This is a genomic window from Microbacterium sp. LCT-H2 (assembly GCF_001866135.1).
Taxonomy (GTDB): domain Bacteria; phylum Actinomycetota; class Actinomycetes; order Actinomycetales; family Microbacteriaceae; genus Microbacterium.
This window is the reverse complement of sequence record NZ_MODW01000001.1, coordinates 1-19,210: the sequence shown is the minus strand read 5'-3', so window position 1 is coordinate 19,210 and position 19,210 is coordinate 1. Positions and strand designations below refer to the sequence as shown.

The 19,210-nt window shown below is 72.0% G+C and carries 20 protein-coding genes; 6 read left to right on the top strand and 14 right to left on the bottom strand.

The window, feature by feature from the left end:
* The first annotated feature begins 1 nt into the window (after window position 1).
* Window positions 2-1,492: a GMC family oxidoreductase gene (locus BK819_RS00095; RefSeq protein WP_083391592.1), complete on the top strand. Its 1,491-nt coding sequence runs from the start codon at window positions 2-4 to the stop codon at window positions 1,490-1,492.
* A gap of 66 nt (window positions 1,493-1,558) precedes the next feature.
* Here the strand turns inward: BK819_RS00095 and BK819_RS00090 are convergent, their stop codons facing one another.
* From BK819_RS00090 to BK819_RS00070, 5 genes are read right to left on the bottom strand one after another with little or no spacing between them, the layout of a single operon-like run.
* On the bottom strand, window positions 1,559-1,945 hold the full coding sequence (locus tag BK819_RS00090; RefSeq protein WP_071327390.1) for a DUF202 domain-containing protein: 387 nt from the start codon (window positions 1,943-1,945) through the stop codon (window positions 1,559-1,561).
* 13 nt (window positions 1,946-1,958) lie between these two features.
* Window positions 1,959-2,315: a YidH family protein gene (locus tag BK819_RS00085; protein ID WP_062636014.1), complete on the bottom strand. Its 357-nt coding sequence runs from the start codon at window positions 2,313-2,315 to the stop codon at window positions 1,959-1,961.
* A gap of 25 nt (window positions 2,316-2,340) precedes the next feature.
* Window positions 2,341-3,984, bottom strand: a complete 1,644-nt coding sequence (locus tag BK819_RS00080; protein ID WP_071327389.1) for an amidohydrolase — start codon at window positions 3,982-3,984, stop codon at window positions 2,341-2,343.
* Between the two features lies 1 nt (window position 3,985).
* Window positions 3,986-4,825, bottom strand: a complete 840-nt coding sequence (locus BK819_RS00075; RefSeq protein WP_071327388.1) for a molybdenum cofactor biosynthesis F family protein — start codon at window positions 4,823-4,825, stop codon at window positions 3,986-3,988.
* A 39-nt stretch (window positions 4,826-4,864) separates the two neighbouring features.
* Window positions 4,865-6,319 carry an APC family permease gene (locus BK819_RS00070; RefSeq protein WP_071327387.1) on the bottom strand — a complete coding sequence of 485 codons (1,455 nt, stop codon included), beginning with the start codon at window positions 6,317-6,319 and terminating at the stop codon, window positions 4,865-4,867.
* Between the two features lie 243 nt (window positions 6,320-6,562).
* Here BK819_RS00070 and BK819_RS00065 point away from each other — a divergent pair, with 243 nt between their 5' ends.
* The gene (locus BK819_RS00065) at window positions 6,563-7,312 is read left to right on the top strand and encodes an SDR family NAD(P)-dependent oxidoreductase (protein WP_071327386.1); all 750 of its coding nucleotides are present in this window, start codon (window positions 6,563-6,565) and stop codon (window positions 7,310-7,312) included.
* Between the two features lie 53 nt (window positions 7,313-7,365).
* Complete coding sequence (locus BK819_RS00060; protein ID WP_071327385.1) at window positions 7,366-8,181, top strand: SDR family NAD(P)-dependent oxidoreductase; 816 nt, start codon at window positions 7,366-7,368, stop codon at window positions 8,179-8,181.
* 38 nt (window positions 8,182-8,219) lie between these two features.
* On the opposite strand, the gene BK819_RS00055 is transcribed toward BK819_RS00060, so the two are convergent.
* From BK819_RS00055 to BK819_RS00020, 8 genes are all read right to left on the bottom strand, one after another.
* A complete protein-coding gene (locus BK819_RS00055) occupies window positions 8,220-8,870 on the bottom strand; it encodes an HAD-IA family hydrolase (protein WP_083391591.1) in 651 nt (216 codons plus the stop codon).
* A gap of 111 nt (window positions 8,871-8,981) precedes the next feature.
* Window positions 8,982-9,674 carry an ABC transporter ATP-binding protein gene (locus tag BK819_RS00050; RefSeq protein WP_071327384.1) on the bottom strand — a complete coding sequence of 231 codons (693 nt, stop codon included), beginning with the start codon at window positions 9,672-9,674 and terminating at the stop codon, window positions 8,982-8,984.
* Complete coding sequence (locus BK819_RS00045; RefSeq protein ID WP_071327383.1) at window positions 9,671-11,443, bottom strand: ATP-binding cassette domain-containing protein; 1,773 nt, start codon at window positions 11,441-11,443, stop codon at window positions 9,671-9,673. The genes BK819_RS00050 and BK819_RS00045 overlap by 4 nt, the downstream gene beginning before the upstream one ends.
* Window positions 11,430-12,290: a branched-chain amino acid ABC transporter permease gene (locus BK819_RS00040; RefSeq protein ID WP_071327382.1), complete on the bottom strand. Its 861-nt coding sequence runs from the start codon at window positions 12,288-12,290 to the stop codon at window positions 11,430-11,432. The genes BK819_RS00045 and BK819_RS00040 overlap by 14 nt, the downstream gene beginning before the upstream one ends.
* 80 nt (window positions 12,291-12,370) lie before the next feature.
* A complete protein-coding gene (locus tag BK819_RS00035; RefSeq protein WP_071327381.1) occupies window positions 12,371-13,537 on the bottom strand; it encodes an ABC transporter substrate-binding protein in 1,167 nt (388 codons plus the stop codon).
* Between the two features lie 32 nt (window positions 13,538-13,569).
* Window positions 13,570-13,992: a nuclear transport factor 2 family protein gene (locus BK819_RS00030; protein WP_071327380.1), complete on the bottom strand. Its 423-nt coding sequence runs from the start codon at window positions 13,990-13,992 to the stop codon at window positions 13,570-13,572.
* A 48-nt stretch (window positions 13,993-14,040) separates the two neighbouring features.
* Complete coding sequence (locus BK819_RS00025; protein ID WP_071327379.1) at window positions 14,041-14,829, bottom strand: MoaF C-terminal domain-containing protein; 789 nt, start codon at window positions 14,827-14,829, stop codon at window positions 14,041-14,043.
* 693 nt (window positions 14,830-15,522) lie between these two features.
* On the bottom strand, window positions 15,523-16,479 hold the full coding sequence (locus tag BK819_RS00020; protein ID WP_071327378.1) for a helix-turn-helix domain-containing protein: 957 nt from the start codon (window positions 16,477-16,479) through the stop codon (window positions 15,523-15,525).
* 106 nt (window positions 16,480-16,585) lie between these two features.
* Here BK819_RS00020 and BK819_RS16935 point away from each other — a divergent pair, with 106 nt between their 5' ends.
* Both BK819_RS16935 and BK819_RS16930 read left to right on the top strand, forming a co-directional pair.
* Window positions 16,586-17,221, top strand: a complete 636-nt coding sequence (locus BK819_RS16935; RefSeq protein ID WP_256209327.1) for a hypothetical protein — start codon at window positions 16,586-16,588, stop codon at window positions 17,219-17,221.
* Window positions 17,218-17,727, top strand: coding sequence for a DUF998 domain-containing protein (locus BK819_RS16930; protein ID WP_256209326.1), 510 nt, complete (start codon window positions 17,218-17,220; stop codon window positions 17,725-17,727). The genes BK819_RS16935 and BK819_RS16930 overlap by 4 nt, the downstream gene beginning before the upstream one ends.
* Window positions 17,728-17,748: 21 nt before the next feature.
* Here the strand turns inward: BK819_RS16930 and BK819_RS00010 are convergent, their stop codons facing one another.
* On the bottom strand, window positions 17,749-18,606 hold the full coding sequence (locus tag BK819_RS00010; protein WP_071327377.1) for a MurR/RpiR family transcriptional regulator: 858 nt from the start codon (window positions 18,604-18,606) through the stop codon (window positions 17,749-17,751).
* Between the two features lie 102 nt (window positions 18,607-18,708).
* Between BK819_RS00010 and BK819_RS00005 the strand changes: the two genes are divergently transcribed.
* The coding region (locus BK819_RS00005) for a BadF/BadG/BcrA/BcrD ATPase family protein (RefSeq protein WP_305728800.1) at window positions 18,709-19,210 on the top strand (502 nt) is incomplete at its 3' end.

Here is a 19,210-nt window from a genome sequence, read left to right as displayed (position 1 = left end):
CGTGGCCGCGGCGAACAGCGGCGCGGTGCGCTCCGCGATCGTCGTCGGGGCGGGTACGTCGGGCGCCATCGTCGCGCGGCGTCTCACCGACGCCGGTGTCGCGGTGACGCTCGTCGAGGCGGGCGGCTACGACACGAACCCGGCCATCCATGATCCCTCCCGGGCGGGCGAGCTGTGGCACTCCGCCGAGGACTGGGACTTCTTCACCGTGCCGCAGCCGCACGCGGCCGGTCGTCGGCTGCATCTCCCTCGCGGCAAGGTCACCGGTGGGTCGCACGCGCTGAACGCCATGATCTGGGTGCGCGGCGCGGCCTCCGACTACGACGCGTGGGAGGCGGCGGGCGCGACCGGATGGGGCTGGGCCGAGGTCGAGCCGATCTACGACGCGATCGAGAACGACCTGCTGCCGGTGACCGACGACTACGCGCTCGCGCCCATCCAGGCCTCGATCATCGACGCCGCCGTGGAGGAAGGGCTGCCGCGCAACCCGAACTACAACGGGGGCACGCTCGACGGCGTCTCGCAGGAGCAGGTCACGATCACGGACGGTCGTCGCGTCAACACCTGGACCGCCTACGCGCAGCCCGTCGCCGACAGGATGACGATCCTCACCGGTCGCGCCGTCCACTCCGTGATCGTGCGCGACGGGCGCGCGGTCGGCCTCCGGCTGGGGGAGGGCGACGAGGCCGAGGAGGTGTTCGCGGACGAGGTCATCCTCTCGGCGGGCGCACTCGGCACGCCTGTCATCCTGCTCCGCTCGGGCATCGGTCCCGCCGACGAGCTGAGTGCCCTCGGCATCCCCGTCGTGCTCGACGCCCCCGCTGTGGGCAAGAACCTGCACGACCACCTCCTGTCGCCGGTGATCTTCACGACCGAGAAGAAGCCCGTCGGCCCGCCGCAGCCCGGAGTGTCCGTCACGCAGAGCCACCTGTTCTGGCGGAGCCGCGACGGCCTCGCGCAGCCGGACACGCAGCCCATCCACTTCTCCGTGCCGATGTGGGGCGACCTGGAGCCGAAGGGCACCGACGGGTTCACGCTCATGGCGGGTCTGGTGACGCCGTACAGCCGCGGCGAGCTGCGCCTCACCGGTCCCGGCCTCGATGACCTGCCGCACATCGACCTGGCGGCGCTGGAGGATCAACGCGACGCTGACGCCCTCGCGGCCTCGGTGCGCCAGTGCCGCCGTATCGGCACGCAGCCCGCGCTCGCCGAGGAGTGGGGAGCGGTCGAGGTCTACCCCGGGCCGGACGTGGCGGACGACGACGTGGATGAGTGGGTGCGCCGCACCGCCATCACCTATCACCACCAGGTCGGCACCTGCCGCATGGGCTCCGACCCGGAGTCGGTGGTCGACCCGCAGCTCCGGGTGCGCGGGATCGAGGGGCTCCGGGTGATCGACGCCTCGGTCATGCCGACCGTGCCCACCGGCAACACCAACGCGCCCGCGGCCATGATCGGCGAACGCGGCGCGCGGTTCGTCCTCGCGGACTGAGGGAGGGCGGCGAGGGGACGCGGGGCGATCACGACATCTGTCGCGTTCGCCCCACGCTCCTGTCCGTCAGCGGGTGAGCAGCGTCACCGCCACGAGCGCGAGGGCGACGAGACCGAAGCCGGTCGCGAACACCGTCAGCACGAGCGGGAGTCCGCCGCCCGGCAGCGGTCCGCGCGCCCGGGCGGTGAGCACCGCGGTCGTCCGGCGCTGCCGACGGCGCGCGGCGATCCAGAGCAGTGCCGCGGTGCCGACGCCCAGCACGCCCGGCACGAGCCCCCACCCCTCGGCGCCGCTCGGCAGCACGAGGGGGAACACCCGCAGCGACAGCAGCGAGCCGACCGCGATCGCGAGGGCCGTGCGCCGCCAGGCCAGCTCCGTCCGCTCCGGCTGCAGCCCGGGATCGTACAGATCGGACGCCGGGGCGTCGGGCACCGGGGTATCGGGGGCGGTCATCGGCAGGCCTCGTTCAGCGCCACAGCACCCCGGCGAGGACGAGCAGCCCCGTCGTCACCACGACCACGGCGAGCACCACCGCCGACAGCGCGCCGGGCAGCGGTCGTCCCTGCCGGAGGGCGCGTTCGGCCCGCATCCACTCGAACCAGGCGAGCGGCGCCACGGCCGTGCCGGCGACCATCAGCAGCAGCGAGGCGGCCAGCCGGAAGCCGGGGTGCAGGTCGAGGCCGAGGACCTCGAGCGCGACGCCCCCCGCGATCAGGGCCAGGCCGGTCCGGGTCCACGCCAGGAACGTGCGCTCGTTGGCGAGGGAGAACCGGGGATCGGGCTCGTCCCCGACCCGGTAGACGGAGGCGGGGAAGCGGCGCATGCGCCCATCGTACGGCGCAGCGCGCTCAGCGCTCGTGCACCGTGCGCCCGGCGAACCACGTCGAGACGACCTCGGTGTGCACGATCTCCTCCGCCGGTCCGCCGATCGCGTCCCGTTCCAGGATCACGAAGTCGGCGGACTTGCCGGGGGTCAGGGAACCGGTCTCCGCGCCGAGCCCCATCGCCGTCGCGGCGTTGATCGTGAAGACCTCCAGCGCCTCCTCGGCGGAGATCGCCTGCTCCGGCCACAGCGTGCCCGCGGCCCGACCGAGCGGATCGGCGCGTGTCACCAGCCCCTGCAGGCCTTCGAGCGTGTTCGGCGACTCGCTCACCGGCCAGTCCGAGCCGCCGGCCACGAGGGCTCCGGCGTCGAGGAGGGCGCGGTTGGGCTGCGAGTGCTCGGCCCGCTCTCCCAGCACGTCCGCCAGCGCCTGAGGGATGACGCCCGGGTACCAGATGAACGGGGAGATGTCGGCGGAGACGTCGAGGGCCGCCAGGCGGGGGATGTCGCTCTCCGCGAGGAACTGCCCGTGCGCGATCTGCACCGGCGTCGTGAAGCCCTCCGCGCGCACGCGCGCGGTCGCGTCGAGCACGAGGCGTGCCGACCCGTCGCCAGTGCAGTGCACCTTGGCCCCGAGACCGCGGGCCGCGACGGCCCGCAGCCAGCCGGTGAGCTCGTCGAGGGTCATGGTCGTCTCGCCGTGGAAGTGCGCACCGTGCACCGGATCCGCGGGATACGGGTCGAGGAAGGAGGCGGTGCGGGCGGGCGGCACGCCGTCGAGGAAGATCTTCACGAAGTCCGGGCGATGGTGCGGGGTGCGGAACTCCTCGCCCCGGTCGAGCAGGGGAGCGCCGATGGGGTCGAACCCGAAGATCTCGTCGTTGATGAGGAGCGAGGAGACGACCCAGGCGTGCAGCTCGTCGGCGCGGTCGAGCCCGGCGAGTGCGGCGAGGATGTCGACAGAGACCCCCGCGTCCTGGAACGCCGTGATCCCGAAGGAGTTGAGCAGCTCGATGCCGTGCCGGGATGCGGCGGCATGCTGGTCCGCGGTGAGTCCGCCGCTGCGGTCGTACGCCTCCTGCACCGGGATGCCGGCGGCTTCCAGGAGCACGCCGGTGGGGGTGCCGTCGTCGGGGTCGAGCACCGTGACCCCGGAGGTCGGGATGCTGGCCGCCGTGATGCCGGCGAGCTCCAGGGCCCGGGTGCTGGCCCAGCGGTTGTGGCGGGAGTCCTCCATGAGCGCCACCGGCCGTCCGCCCGCCGCCTCGTCCAGCCGCCGCCGGGTGGCGGTGTCCGCGAGGGTCGGCAGCAGGGTCGTGGCCACGGCGCCGCCGACGATCCAGGCGTCCTCGGGCAGAGTCTGCGCCTTCTCCCGCACCCGGTCGAGGATCTCGTCGAGCGTGAGGGACGGGGCGAGCGACAGTTCGAAGAGCTCGGTCCGCCCGGCGAGCGCGTGGTGGTTGTGCACGTCCACGAAGCCGGGGTAGACGGCGGCGTTGCCGACCTCGACGACCCGCGTGCGGCGGCCCCGGAACGCCTCCACGTCGGCGCGGTCGCCGACGGCGAGGATCCGTCCGTCGCGCACGGCGAAGGCCTCGGCGCGCGGACGGGCGCGGTCGGACGTGCGAATCACGGAGCCGGTGACGAGGAGGTCGGCGACGTCGGTCATGTCAGGCGTCTCCGAAGGTTGCGGGCTCGAGCGCGGGCGTGTGGTGGGTGGTCGACAGCAGGCGGCCGTGCGCGCCGAACGTGAAGTGCGTCGGCACCTCACCGGTCTCGTCCAGACCGAACAGCACGCCGTGGGAGCGGATCGCGTTCACGTCGCGGTGGTCGGCGATCGTGACCGAGGCGCACGGGATCACCTTCTCGCGCCACGCGAAGACGTAGATCCCGGGGCGCACCTCCCACACGCTGTTCTCGTCGGTGTCGGCGAGTCCGCGCTCCGGACCGGCCAGACACTGCCACGAGTACCAGCGCGGGGAGAGGTACACGTGCTCGTAGGCGTGCTCCTCGCTGTAGACCCATTCCACGCGGCGCCCGATGAGCGTGGTCGTGGGGGCGGCCTCGGTGCCGGTGACGTCGGCGCCCTCGATGGTGCCGGGGGCGAAGTGGTGCTGCACCCGGGTGCGGCCCTGCTCGGGCGCGGGAAGGATCTCGGAGATCACCGCGAGGGAGCGTCCGTGCCGCAGGTCGAGCACGAGCGAGACGGCCTCGTTCGGGAGGTAGCGGTGGTGGAACTGCACGAAGTAGAGCTCGTCGTCCACCTCGAAGGCCTCGTAGTCGTCGGTGTCGGCCGCGGCCTCCGTGGGGTCCTCGGCGCCGGGCTGGTACTCCCAGGCGACGGTCGAGTCGTCGAAGCGGTGGACGATGCGGGTGCCGCGGGCGTCGACGACGGCGAGCTCGCGACCGCTGAGGGCGGTGCTGTGCGGGGCCTTGTTGGCGTCGAAGCCGGGGGCGAGGCCTTCCAGCGGCAGCCAGGTGGAGGTGTCGGCGGGGTTGAGGGTCGTCATGGGGATTCCTTCCTTCGGAGAACGGGGTCGGCGCGGGCGTCAGCGGTCGCTGAACCGCTCCAGGTCGGTGGCGAGGCCGTCGTAGACGGCGGGCTTGGCACGGCGGAGGTATGCGGCGTAGACGATGCCCCCGATCAGTGCGAGCACGAGCAGGAGCGGCATCAGGCGGATCGCGAGCTCCTCGGAGCCGGCGACGATGTTGAAGTTCACGATCGCCAGGATCGAGATGGCCGCGATGCCGAGGAAGCCGATGCCCGGCGCGATGAACGTGCTCCACCACCGCGGGTCGTTCCGGCGCCGGAAGTACACGACGATCGAGATCGCCGCGAGCCCCTGCAGGATCAGCACGCTGAGGGTGCCGAAGCCGAGCATCGCGGGCACGAGCGTGACGATGGGATCGGCCCCGGCGAGGGCGAACAGGATCGCCACGATCGCCGCGAAGCCGGCCTGCACGATGCCCGCGAGCTGCGGGGCGCCGTTCGGGCGGGTGCGGGCGAGAGCCTGGGGGAGGATCTTCGCGCGACCCAGCGAGTACAGGTAGCGGGTGGCCGAGTTGTGGAAGGCGAGCATCGCCGCGAACAGGCTCACCAGGAGCAGCACCATCATCACGGTCGTGAGCGGGCCGCCGAGGTACTGCTGCGAGAGCGAGAAGATGAGGTCGCCCGTGGGCAGGTGCTCGAGCGCCGTGGCCTGCGCCTGCGCGACGCCGGTCGCGCTCACCACGGCCCAGGTCGTGACGCCGAGGATCACGCCGATCGCGATGATCGAGGTGTAGGTCGCCCGTGGGATGGTGCGCAGCGGCTGCTTGGCCTCCTCGCTGAAGAGCGCGGTGGCCTCGAAGCCGAGGAAGCCGGTCGCCGCGAGCAGCAGGCCGATGGGCAGCGAGCCGGAGAACACGGCCTCCGGGCTGAACGCGGCGACGTCGTAGCCGGTCTGCACGAGCACCGAGATGTCGAACACGACGAGCATGAGCACCTCGAGCACGAGGCACACCCCGAGCACCTTCGAGCTGAAGTCGACGCCGATCCGGGCGAGCACGAAGCAGACGACGATCGACAGCAGGCCCCAGACGAGCCAGTGCACGTCGAGCCCGGTGAGGTCGCGGATGATCGTCTGCATGAAGAAGCCGCTGGTGCCGATCGTGCCGACCACGAAGAAGTTGTAGCCGAGCGTCGCGATGAGGCCCGCGACGAGTCCGCCGGTGCGGCCGAGGCCCTTCACGACGAAGGCGTAGAAGCCCCCGGCGTTCACGAGCTGCTTCGACATCTGGGCGTAGCCGATCGCGAACAGCAGCAGGATGGCCGCGACGAGGAAGAACGACATCGGGGTGCCGCCGCCGTTGCCCAGCGCGATGGCGAGGGAGGCGACGACGACGATCCCGGTCAGCGGCGCGACGGCGGCGAGGACGAGGAAGACGATGCCCGCGACGCCGAGGGCGCCGGGGCGGAGGGAGGTGTGGTGCGGCGTCGTGGGTGCGGAGGTCTGCTCTGCCACGTCGGCTCCTTTGCTCGGGTGACGGCCGTGCGGACACGGCATCGACGACGAGGAGAATCGTCGATAGAGCGAGTCTGCTCGTCGCCCCGTCCCGACGCTTGACCGTGAGCGAAGGACGATGGTGCCACCGCGCACACCCCGGCGGCGGGCGTGCGCCCCCTCCGCCCTGCGGAGCAGGATGACCGAGACGACACCGCTGTCTCGTCGGCGCCGCGCGGCGCCGGGCCGCGGTCGGAGGATGCGATGGACCTGCAGCTCGATGGCACGACGGCCCTCGTCACGGGGGCTGCCTCCGGCATCGGTCGCGCCGTCGCCCGGGCGCTCGCGGCCGAGGGGGTGCGGGTCGCGCTGCTCGACCGGGACGCCGCCGCGCTCCGGGACGCGATGGGGGAGGCCGGCATCGATCCGGTGCTGCTCGCCGCCGACGTCACGGACGAGCAGCAGGTGGCTGCCGCGGTCGACGCGGGTGCCCGGGCGCTGGGCGGTCTCGATGCCGTGGTGTGCGCCGCCGGGATCTCCGGCCCGGTGGGGACGCCCATCGAGGAGACCGCCCTGGAGGCGTGGAACCGTGTCCTCGCCGTCAACGTCACCGGCGCGTTCCTCGTGCTCAAGCACGCGATCCCGGCGCTCCGGGAGTCCGCCGCCGGATCCGTCGTGCTGCTCGCGAGCGACTCGGCCGTCGTGGCCTCACCGGGCATGGCCCCCTACGCCGCGTCGAAGGGCGCGCTCGTCCAGTTCGGGAGAGCGCTCTCGGTCGACCTCGCCGGCACCGGGGTGCGGGTGAACGCGGTGTCACCGTCCATCGTCGACACCCCGATGAGCCGGGGCGACCTCGGCGCCGCGGCGTTCGACGAGCCCGCCTTCCCGGTGCAGAGCGCCGACGAGGTCGCCGCGCACGTCGTCTACCTCCTCTCCCCGCGGAGCCGGGCGGTCAACGGCACCACCCTCCTCAGCGACTTCGGGTACACCGCCCGGTCGGGATTCCCCGCCTGACGCGCCCGCGTCCGGCCCCACCGCGCACGCGCGCAGAACACACAGGAGCACACATGGCAACCGTGGTCGGATCGAGCGTCTCCGGACGCGTCGTCGTCATCACCGGAGGCGGCACGGGCATCGGCGCGGCGGTCGCGGAGCGGTTCGCGGCCGAAGGGGCGCACGTCGTCGTGGTGGGCCGCCGCCCCGAGCCGCTGCACGAGGTCGAGCGGGCCGTCGGGGCCTTCCCCGTCGTCGCGGACGCGGCGGACACGGCGTCGGCACAGGCCGCGATCGCCGAGATCCTCGCGCGGTTCGGCCGGATCGACGTCCTCGTCGCGAACGCCGGGGGACACGGGTTCTCCCCGGTCGCCGAGACCGACGACGCGAGCTGGGACGCCGCGATCCGCGCCAACCTCACCACCGCGTTCGTGATGGCACGAGAGGCGCTGCCGGCGCTGATCGAGGCCAAGGGGCAGATCGTGGTCGTCTCCTCGCTGGCCGGGCTCTTCGCGGGGCCGTCGGTGGCCGGATACACGGTCGGCAAGCACGCCCTCATCGGCCTCACCCGGACGCTCGCGCGCGACTACGGGCGCCACGGCGTGCGCGTCAACGCGATCTGCCCCGGGTGGGTGCAGACGCCGATGGCCGACGAGGAGATGGACGAGTTCGCGGCGCACGCCGGTCTCGGCTCCCGCGAGGAGGGGTACGCGACGGTCACCGCCGACGTGCCGTTGCGCCGCCCGGCGCGGCCCGCCGAGATCGCCTCCGTCGTGCGGTTCCTGGGGTCGGGGGAGTCGTCGTACATCACCGGTGCCGTGATCGTGGCGGACGGCGGGTCGCACGTGGTCGACGTGCCGACCATCGCCTTCGACCACGCCGGGATGTAGCGCCGGGTCAGGGGCGGGCGCTGGCCGTCGCCCCGAGATCAGTTGATCCGGAGCTCAAAGCCCTCGTCGGTCGGGACCACGGCGACGTGCGTGAGGTCGTCGACGTGCACGGTCGGGGCGTGGGCTCCCGCGTGCGGACCGATGCCGATCACGCGCATGCCCGCCGCGTGGGCGGCCTGGATGCCGGCGCCGGAGTCCTCGAACACGACGCAGTCCGCAGGGTCGATGCCGAGGGTGCGGGCGGCGAGGAGGAAGCCCTCCGGATCGGGCTTCGAGGCCGAGACGTTCTCCGCCGTCACGGCGAGCTCGGGGACCATGAGCCCGGCCTGGCCCATCCGCGCGGTCATGAGGGCGATGTTGGCCGAGGTGACCACCGCGTGCGGGAACGGCTGAAGCGCGGCGAGCAGGTCCTCGGCGCCCGGGATGCCGATCACACCGTCCACGTCGGAGGCCTCGGTCGCGAGCATGACCTCGTTCTCGCGGAGGTTGATCGCGTGGTCGCGCTCGGGGAGCAGGATCGCCATGCTCTGGTGTCCCTGGCGCCCGTGGACGGTGCGGAGCACGGTCTCCGGATCGATCCCGTGCGGCTCCGCCCAGGCGAGCCAGAGGCGCTCCACGACGGCGGTCGAGTCGACGAGGGTCCCGTCCATGTCGAGCAGGGCGGCGCGGGCGTGGAGGATCTCGGTCACTCCCTCAGGCTAACCCCCACGCCGCCGACCCACCCCCTTTCGCGCGCCCCGGCCCCTTGCGCACGTACGCAAGGGGCCGGGAGGAACGCAACGGAGTGAGTCGACGGGGAGTCAGCCCCCGAGGTAGGCGCGGTGGAGGAGGGCGGGGTCGTCTTGGAGGGCCTGCGGCGCGCCCTGGAACGACACGCGGCCGCCGGCGACGACCACCGCCTCCTGCGCGAGACCGAGGGCGAGCTGCGTGAACTGCTCCACCAGCAGCACCGCCACCCCGGACTCCGCGATCGACGACACGATCGGCATCAGGCGCAGGAACACCACCGGCGCGAGGCCCAGGGACATCTCGTCGATGAGCAGCACCCGGGGCTTCGCCGCAAACGCCCGTGCCAGCACCACCATCTGCTGCTCCCCACCCGACAGCAGCGCCGTGGGGGAGTCGATGCGCTTCTCCAGCTCCGGGAACTGCGCGAGCACGGCTTCGATCTCGCCGGCCGTGCGTGCCGTGAGGGAGAGGTTCTCGCGCACGGTCAGCGACGGGAACACGGCCCGCCCCTGCTCGATGTGCACGATGCCGCGCCGGGCCCGCGCCACGCGGGAGAGCCGGTCGATCGGATCCCCGTCCAGCAGGATCGACCCGGACGAGTGCGGCGTCACGCCGGACACCGCCTCGATCAGGCTCGTCTTGCCTGCCCCGTTCGGGCCGACCAGGGCCAGGACCTCGCCGCCGGCGACCCGCAGCGAGACGTCCGAGATGACCGGTCCGGCACCGCGGCTCACCGTGACGCCGTCGAGCACCAGTGCGCTCATTTCAGCAGCTCCGTCTCTCCCATGTACGCCGTGACGACGTCGGGGTTCGCGAGGACCTCCGCCTGCGGGCCGCTCGCGAGGACGCGGCCGAAGTCGAGGACCGTGAGGGTCGGGCACACCGAGCGGACGAGGTCCAGGTCGTGCTCGATGATGATGAGGGCCACGCCGTAGCGCCCCGGGAGTTCGCGGAGGCGAGCCGCGAGCGCCAGATGCTCCTCGTGCGAGAGGCCCGCGGCGGGCTCGTCGAGGATGAGCAGGCGCGGGCGGGCGGCGACGTTCGCCGCGACCTCCACGAGCCGCCGGGTGCCGACGTCGACGCTCGAGAGGCGCGCCCGGGCAGGCGGGCACCCGAAGAACGCGAGGACCTCGTCGATGTCCGCCGCGGCGAGCCGCCGTCTGGCCACGAAGCGCACGTAGCCGCCCACCGTCAGCGCCGGAGGGACGCGGTCCTGCTGGAAGGTCCGTCGCAGTCCGAGCCGCGCACGCCGCGTGGGGGAGAGCCCGGCGAGGTCGCGGTCGCCGAGGAGCACGCGGCCCTCGTGCTGGGGGAGGAAGCCGCTGATGGCGTCGACGAAGGTCGACTTCCCTGCGCCGTTCGGACCGATGAGCCCCATGATCGAGGCGGCGGGCACCGCGAACGAGACGTCGTCGAGGGCCTTGAGCGCCCCGAACCGCACGGTCAGGCCGTCGACCGTGAGCACCGGAGCGCCGTCGAGGGCGGCCTCGTCGACGGTGGCGGTCGTGGTCGTGGTGATCGCCGTCGCCTCGGTCCCCGCGTCCGGCGGGAGTGCCGTGAGGTCCGCGGTGGCCGTGCGCCGGTCGGCCCGCCGGTACAGGAGGTTGCGGATGCCCTGGCCGAGGTTCGTGCCGCTCGTGAGGGCCTGCACTCCCAGCACGCCGAACACGACGAAGCCCCAGTCCTGCGGCACGCCCCAGCGCTTGAGCAGCTCCGGCACGAGCACCCAGAGGAGTCCGCCGAAGATGGCCATGTCGATGAGGTGCGCGCCGGACATGATCGCCAGCACGTACAGCGCGAGGGACTGCAGCGGCGTGAAGCTCGAGGCGAAGGGGAGCTGCACCTGTCCGGCGAGCAGCCCGCCGGAGATGCCGCCGAGGGCCGCCGACACCGCGAACGCCGTGAGCTTCGCGGTGCGCACGCTCTGCCCGGCCGCGGCCGTGCCCCGCTCGGAGAACGCAACGGCCTTCCAGCTCGCGCCCCACCGGCCGCGCTGCAGGAAGAACACCGCCAGGCCGCAGACGGCGAGCACGACGATGGAGAGGAAGAAGAACTCCCGGTCGCTCCCGAACAGCGCCGGTCGCTCGATCGCGATGCCGTCCGCGGAGCCGGGGAACTGGATCTGCACGAGCGTGACGTCGGCCGCCGCGGCGAAGCCGAGCGTCACCACCGCCAGGTTCACCCCGCGCAGCCGCAGGGCGGGGAGCCCGACGAGGATGCCGACGAGACCGGCTGCGACACCGCCGAGCACGAGCCAGACCAGGAACCCGCCCGGTGCCTGCATCACGTTCAGCAGCGAGACGATCCAGGCCCCGACCGCGGCGAACGTGAGCTGGCACAGGGCGATCATCCCGGCCGAGCCGGTGACGATGCCGAGGCCGAGGATCGCGATCGCGGCCGTGACGGCGCTGATCGCGAGGAAGACGAAGTAGCCGGGAAGGGCGGCACTGAGCAGCGCGCCCACGCCGATGCCGACGAGGGCGACGGCGAACGGCCAGGTGATCCGGAACCAGGGGCGGTCAGCGAGCGGCATCCCACACCTCCTTGCGTTGCGTCCACAGCAGCAGGACGACGATGAACAGGAACGGCAGGAAGTTGCGCACGAGCGCCACTTCGTCGATCTGCGCGACGAGTCCGCCGAGGACGCCGAGGAGCAGCCCGCCGACGACGGCGAGGTCGAGCCGGCGGAAGCCGCCAAGGAGCGCGGCCGCGGCGGCGGGGACGATGAGCATGGACAGGCTCGTGGCGTCGTTCGACTGCGAGGGCGCGACGATGATGATCGCGATGGCGCTGATGATCCCGGTAACGAACCAGACGGCTATCGACAGCGGCCGGGAGCGGATGCCGAGCAGCTCCGCCGTGGTCGGCCGCTCCGACAGCGCGCGCAGCTGGGTGCCGACCCGGGTGCGGCGCAGCACGATGCGGACGGCGACGGCGGTGACGACGGCCATCGCCACCGTCGCGACGGTGACCTGGCTGATCACCACGCCGCCGAAGGAGAACGCGGGGCCGGCGATGATCGGGGTGAACGGCTGCGGCTTGTTGCCGAACAGGATGAACGACAGCGAGATGAGCAGCAGGAGCGGGCCGACCGTCATGGCAGAGCGGTTCGTCGTCGAGGCCTCCGACAGCCAGGTCGCGGCGATGAACCCGATCGCCGCGGCGAGAACGCCTGCGACGAGGACGCCGAGGATCGAGCCCAGCCAGATGGGCAGCCCGATCTCGCGGACGAACCACACGGCGGTGAATGCGCCGAACATGCCGGTCGCGGCCTGGGCGAAGTTCACCACGCGCACGAGGCGCGACATGAGGGTGAGGCAGACGCCGAGGACGGCGTAGAGGCCGCCGGCGGCGAGACCGGCGATGGCGCCTTGGAGCATCAGGCGTCCTTTCTGGTGAGGGGCCCTTCGACAGGCTCAGGGACCCAGGGTGGGTCGCTGAGCCTGTCGAAGCGCGGGGACTATTCGCCGATCCGGAGCCAGTCGTCGGCGACCTTCTCCCAGGCGTTCGTGCCCGACTTCAGGACGATCGGCCAGCCCGCGGTGTTCTGCGTGCCGAAGGCGTAGGGCGTCCCCACCATCGGGTTCTCGATCGGGTCCATGCCCTTCAGCGCCTCGGAGACGCTCTCCCGGGTGATGTCGCCGTCGATGCTCTTCAGCACCTCGATGAAGTACGTCGCCGCGAGGTAGCCGCCCTGGCTGAACGAGGTGAGGGGGATGTCGTTCTCCTCCATCAGCGCCCGCCAGTCCGCGTTGATGTCGCTGTCGTCCGTGAAGGGATAGAACTCCGCGGGGACGTAGATGCCGGCGCCCGCGTCGTCGATCGCGTCGGCGAAGTTCTCGCTGTAGACGCTCGTGAGGTAGAGCCAGGTCACGTCGTCCCAGCCCTGCGCGTTCGCGGCCTTGACCTGTCCGATCGCGTCGGGCTCGACGGGGTTGATCGCGAGGGCCTTGCAGCCCTGGTCCCGCGCCTTGACGATGTAGGGCGTGTAGTCGGAGGCGCCGTACGGCACGGTGTCGTCGACGTACTTCGGCTCCTTGCCCGTGATCTCGGTCCACCTGTCGATCGCGGCCTGGTAGGTCGGGCGGGTGGAGCCGGCGATCTCCAGCAGGATGCAGATGTCGTCGAGTCCGAGCACCTCGGAGCCGTACTGCAGCGTGAGGGTCATGTCGTTGAACGGGCCGACGTTCGCCGGCGAGATGTTCTCGCTGTCGAAGCAGCCCGTGTCGACGCCGATGCCGGGCACCGAGAGGATGCCCTCCTGCTCGTAGTACTTCGCGTTGATCTCGCACTCGATGAGGCTCGCGGAGCCCACGAGCGCGACGGCTTCGTCGCTGCCCACGATCTCCCGCGCCGAGGCGGTGGCCGTGGCGGGGTCGCCCTTGTCGTCGAGCATCTTGTACTCGATGGTGCGGCCGTCCAGGCCGCCTTCCTCGTTGAACGCGTCGAAGACGGCGGCGGCCGCCTGCGACGCTTCCGGGAACGTCGCCGGGCCGCTGATCGTGTTCACGGAGCCGACGACGATGGGGGCGCCGTCGCCCCCGGCTCCGTCGCCACCGGCGCAGCCGGCGAGAGCGAGGGCGGCCACGGCGATGACCGCCGCGGTGCCGGATGCTCGTCTGTTCATGTGCTTCTGCCTCTCCTGTTCGGGTCCTGCTGTCAGCTCGAAGGCTGGGTCTCGGTGCTCGTCGACGGCGCGCGCAGAGCGCGGTTCACGAGCTCCGTGTCGGTGAACTGCTCGAAGGCGACGATCTCGCCGCCCGCCACGCGCCAGACGTGGGCCACCCGGGCGGCGAAGAACCGCCCGGTGCGCTTGTAGGTGCCGGAGTAGGTGCCGATGCCGACCACGACGTCGCCGCCGTCGACGACCTCGTCGATCGCGACGGTGTAGTCGTCCCACTCCTCCTGGATGCGGCCGAAGACGTTCTCGGCGACCGCGTCCGGGCCGATGTACGTTCCGGCGTAGGGGAACCCGGCAGACTCCGTCCACTCGATGTCGGCCGCGAAGGGCGCGAGCATGCCGTCCAGGTCGCCCCGGTCGTTCGCGGCGTAGTGGTCGCGGATCAGGTCTGCGTTGCTCATGTGCTCTCTTTCGTTCCGGGGCCCCGAGCCCGTCGAAGGGTCGAGGGGTCAGACGGGCTGTGCGTCGGGGTAGGCGACGGCGCCCAGGGGGTAGATGTGTCCGCCGGCGCGGGAGTGCTCGGACTCGCCGTCGCCGTTGAGTCCGAGGAAGATCCCCGTCGTCATGAGCTGGTAGCCGAGGTCGTGGAGCCAGACGCTCGCCACTGCGATCCGGAACTCGCGGAAGCAGAACAGGTAGAGGCCGTCCGCGAACTTCCACACCGTGGAGAGGTCCATGTCGCCGTGACCGCGCTGGACGCCCTCGAGGCACTGCCACGCGTAGCGCTGGCTGGAGACGTAGACGTGCTCGTACAGGTGGTGGGGGCTGTAGCGGTAGATGTTCCGCTTGCCGATGAGGTCGCGGCTCGGACCGGGGACCTCTCCGGTCGCGGGGCCGGCGTCGGTGGTCGCGGCCCAGAAGTCCTGTCCGACCTGCGGGGTGCCCTCGACGGCCTCCGCCGCGATGCGGGAGCGGATGACGGTGGCGCGGTGGGTCGTGGTGGAGAACACGACGGTGAGGGCTTCGCGCTCGCGGGTCTCGAAGGGGATGTTCACGAAGACGACGTCGTCGCGCACGCGGACCGCGTCATACGGGTCGCGGCCGGAGGCGCCCCCTCCCTCCCACGTCACGGAGTCCTCGTCGAAGCGGAGCGTGAAGGTGGCGTCGTCGTCCAGGGTGAGCGTGAGCGTGGTTCCGGCGAGCGTCGTGTTCGGCAGGCGGAACGTGTCGATGCCCGCGGCGAACTCGTCGTACGTGCGCCATTCGTCCAGAGCGGGGTCGGTGGAGATGTCGGTCATGAGGGTCCTGACGTCGCACACGGCGGGGCCTCGTCGCCCCGGGCACCGCGTCGTCGCGATGCGCTTGCCTCATGCTCCGGCCGGGCCGGGGGAGCCCTCAAGCGCGCGGCGTCCATCCCGCGCCGAGAGTCAACCGGCGTGCCCTCCCGGGCAAGCCCCCGCCCCCGCCGGTTCCGCCCCCGGTCCGTCCCCGCAGCCCCCGCAGCCCCCCGTGCGGGACGGGAAACGCCCCTGCCGGACGCGCAGGGGGCCCGTTCCTGATCCCGCACCGCCGTTCCACCCGCCGCCGCCCCGGTGCGAGACGGGTGCCTCTCGTCGGTGCGGGATCGAAAGTGCCCTCGCCAGACGCACGTCGGGTTGCGTTCTTGATCCCGTATCGAGTCACGCGTCCCGCCCCGTACGGTGCGGGATCGAAAGGGTTCCTGTCGGTCGCGGGTGCGGTGCGTTCTTGACCCTGCACGCGGACGGCGCGTGCCGTCGCGCGCGGCGCATCGGTGCGGGATCAGGATCGTCCCTGTCGGTCGCGGGTGAGGCACGTTCGTGATCCCGCCCGGGGATCTCATGCCCGACGCGTTGCGTGTGGCGTCGCCGTGGTGCGGGATCGAAGGTGGCCTTGCCGGACGGGGATGGGGCGCGGTTTTGATCCCGCGTGCGGGGCGGGAGAGGGTGCGGGCGGGACGGGGAGGACGGGAATCAGTGGATGGCGCGGTACTCGCTGGGGGAGACGCCGAAGGCGGCCTTGAATGCACGGCTGAAATGCGCAGCGTCGACGAAGCCCCAGCGGGCGGCGATCGCGGCGACGGGGCGGTCGGCGAGCATCGGGTCGAGGAGGTCGCGGCGGCACTGCTCCAGGCGGCGCGTGCGGATCCAGGTCGACACGGTCACCCCCTGCTCCTGGAACAGCCCGTGCAGATGGCGGGTGGAGATGAAGTGCGCCGCGGCGATCGAGGCCGGACCGAGGTCTGTGGAGGCGAGGTTGCGGTCGATGTGCGAACGGATCCGCTGCATGAGGGCGCGGTGCGGGTCGGCGGAGGCCTGGTCGAGACCGAGCTCCCGCGTGAACACGGTGGTCACGAGGTCGAGGGCGCTGTGCGCGAGCCGGGCCCCCGTCGTGCCGGCCAGCTCGTCGAGGTTGCCGGCGAGCTGCGTCAGGTACGGCACGACCATGCCGCCCAGCCCCTCCTGCCCGGAGATGCGGACGGCCGTGAGCTGCCCGATCATGTCCGCGGGCAGGCTGAGGAGGTGCTTCGGGAACATGACCACCATGGTGCGGAAGTCCTGATCGAAGACGAGGGAGTACGGCCGATCGGTGTCGTAGACGGCGAGGTCGCCTGGCTGCAGGACGGCCTCGCGGTCGTCCTGGATGAGCAGTCCGGTCCCGGCGAGCATCAGGCTCACCTTGAAGTACGAGCGGTCGCCGCGGGCGATGAGCTCGGTGGTGCGCTCGACGACGTGCGAGGTGGCGCGGATGTCGTTGACGTGGACCTCGTCGACGGCGGCGCCGCGGATCACGCCGCGGAACTGGTCGGCGCCCGCGGAGGACACCTGCAGCGGGACGAACGACTCGGAGACGGCGGCGCGGAACTCGCTGATGTTGCGCGCGACGAGGGTCGACACCGATTCGGCGGGGGTGGTGAGGGCACCGTTCATGACTGATCACCTCGGGCTGGTGGGAACGACGACGTTGTATACGATCCGTTCCGCGATGCTACCACCGGCGACCACCGCGCGGGGGGTGCCGTCTAGGATGTGGTCCGTGAAGGACGGGATGATGTCGACGGTGGGGCAGCGGATCCGGCACGTGCTCCGTCAGGTGCGCGGTCCCGCCACCTCCGACGCGGTGTTCGAGGCGACGGCGCTGATCGTCGGCGCGGCGTTCCTGCTGGTGGGGTTCCTCGTGGCCCTCCCGGTGTTCTGGGGGCACCAGCTCTCGATCAGCGGCACCGGCTCGATCGGCATGTTCGCGGCGTACGGCGGTGCGATCGCGGCCGCGCTCGCCTTCGCCCTGGGGCGCCTCGCCGTGCGGGCTCCGGAGGTCGACCCGTCGGTCGCGAGGGACGGATTCGCGGTCCCCGGCGACCGGCTCCGCTGGTACGACCTCGCCGCCATCGCCTTCGCGCACGCCGCCATCGCCTACCTCGGCTGGCTCGGCATCGCGCAGCTGCTGGAGCAGAGCTTCGTCGACGCCCCGGTCTTCGCGTTCCCCGGGGCGATCCTCGTCGCGGTGGCCTTCGCGCTCACCGGCTACGTCGCCTTCCTCAGCGCGGTCGCGCTGACGCCGACCGTGCTGTCGCTGGTGCTCGCGGTGTTCCTCGTCGTGGGCGCGTTCGCGGCGATGCTGGCGTCGAGCGACGTGCACTGGTGGCGCGACAACCTGCCCGCCTGGGCATGAGCAGCAACAGCGCCTCGGTGGCCTTCAACGTGACCCTCATCATCGCGGGGGTCATGGTGACGACCATCTCCCGCTATGCGACCGCGGGGCTGCCCGTCGACGACCCGGTCGACCGCCGTGGCCGGACGATCGTGCGCGGGGGCCTCATCCTCATGGGGATCTTCCTCGCGTGCGTGGGCATCTTCCCGGTGGACGAGTTCTTCGGCCTGCACAACACGGTCGCGACGGGCATGGCGGTGGTGTTCGCGGTGATCGTCGTCGGCCTGCCCTGGTTCGTGCGCAGCATCCCGCGGGTGTTCGTGGGGCTCGGCTGGGCGTACGTGCTGGTCATCGCGCTGCTGGGGGCGTTCTTCGCGGTCGGCTACTACAACCTCACGGCGGTCGAGCTCATCGCGGCCGTGCTGATCTTCAGCTGGATCATCGTGTTCCTGCGCACCGCCGGGGCGATGGGGACCCCGGCGACGCACGCGGACGGACTCGCCGCCGCGGACGTCGAGACGGTTTGAGTACCGTCGGCCCGCGGGGCGTCAGTCGCGGAGGAGGCGCGTCGCCTGACGCGTGCGCTGCAGGGCGTCGACGGTCTCGGCGTACCGGCGCTTGGCGACGCCGATGAACAGGCAGTCCACGAGCGCGAGCTGGGCGATCCGGCTCACCATCGCCCCGGCGCGGAAGGTCGACTCGCGCACCTCGGTGAACAGCGCATGGTCGGCGACCTGGGCGAGGGGGGAGTCCTTCACGGAGGTGACGGCCACCGTCGTCGCGCCGTTCGCGGCGGCCGCCTCGAGGAACCGCACCGTCTCGATGGTCGACCCCGCATGCGAGAACCCGATCGCGACGGTCGTGCCCACGGGGAGGACGGCGGCGGCGATCGCCTCGTGGGGGTCGGAGAGGACGTGGGCGTTGCGGCCGACGCGGAGCAGCTTGTGCGCGAGGTCCTCCGCGACGAACTGGCTGGCGCCGATGCCGTAGAGGAGGATCCGGTCGGCGCCGTCGATGGCCGCGACCGCCGCCGTCAACACGGCGAAATCGAGCTGCCCGACGGTCTCCTCGATCGCGAGGAGTTCCAGGGCGGCGAGCTTGGAGACGGCCTCCTCCAGGGAATCCTCGTCGGAGATCTCGGAGCCGTAGGCGCCGCGGGCGGAGAACTGGGCGGCCTCCTTGCCGAGCTCGGTGGCCAGGGCCATGCGCAGCGGGGCGTAGCCGGTGAAGCCGATCGCCCGGCAGAACCGGACGACGGACGCGACCGAGGTGCGGCACTCCGTCGCGAGCTCGCTGATCGTCTTGTCGATCACGAGGCTCGGGTTCTCCCGCACGGCGACCGCGACGCGGGCCAGGGACGGGGGCAGGGTCGCAGCGGCGGCTTCGATCGTCGACTGGATGCTCACGGTATCCTCCGGAACGGCGGAACAGGATGGTAAATTCTTTTCAGCGAGTCTACGTGTTGTGTAGTCGCTTTTCTTTCTTTCCGCCGGATCCGAGGAGTGCCGATGAGCGAGACGACCGCCACCGTCGACCTCGGCAAGTCCCGCTGCCGCCTCGTCGTGCACGGCGCGACGGCCGGGGAGCGCTCCGGGATCGGAGCGCCGGGCCTCGCCGCGGCGGGCGGAGTGGAGGCGGCGCTCACCGCGATTCTCCCGCTGCTCGACGATGTCGAGCGCATCGACACGCTCGGCGTGGGGGCGGCCGGCGCCTGGTTCGCCCCGGAGGCGGCCGCGGAACTCGCCGCCGCGCTCGCCGCACGGACCGGAGCGCGCGTGGCCGTGGCGTCGGACGTGGTCACCGCCCATGCGGGCGCCCTCGACGGCGCGGCCGGCGTGCTGCTCATCGCCGGCACCGGAGCCGTGGCGCTGGGCGTCGACCCCTCCGGTGCGCGTCTGGTCGACGGCTGGGGCCCCGAGCTGGGCGACTTCGGCAGCGGATCCTGGCTCGGCCGCGAGGCGTTGCGTGCCGTGCTCCGTGCCCACGACGGGCTGGCCGCGCCCACCGCCC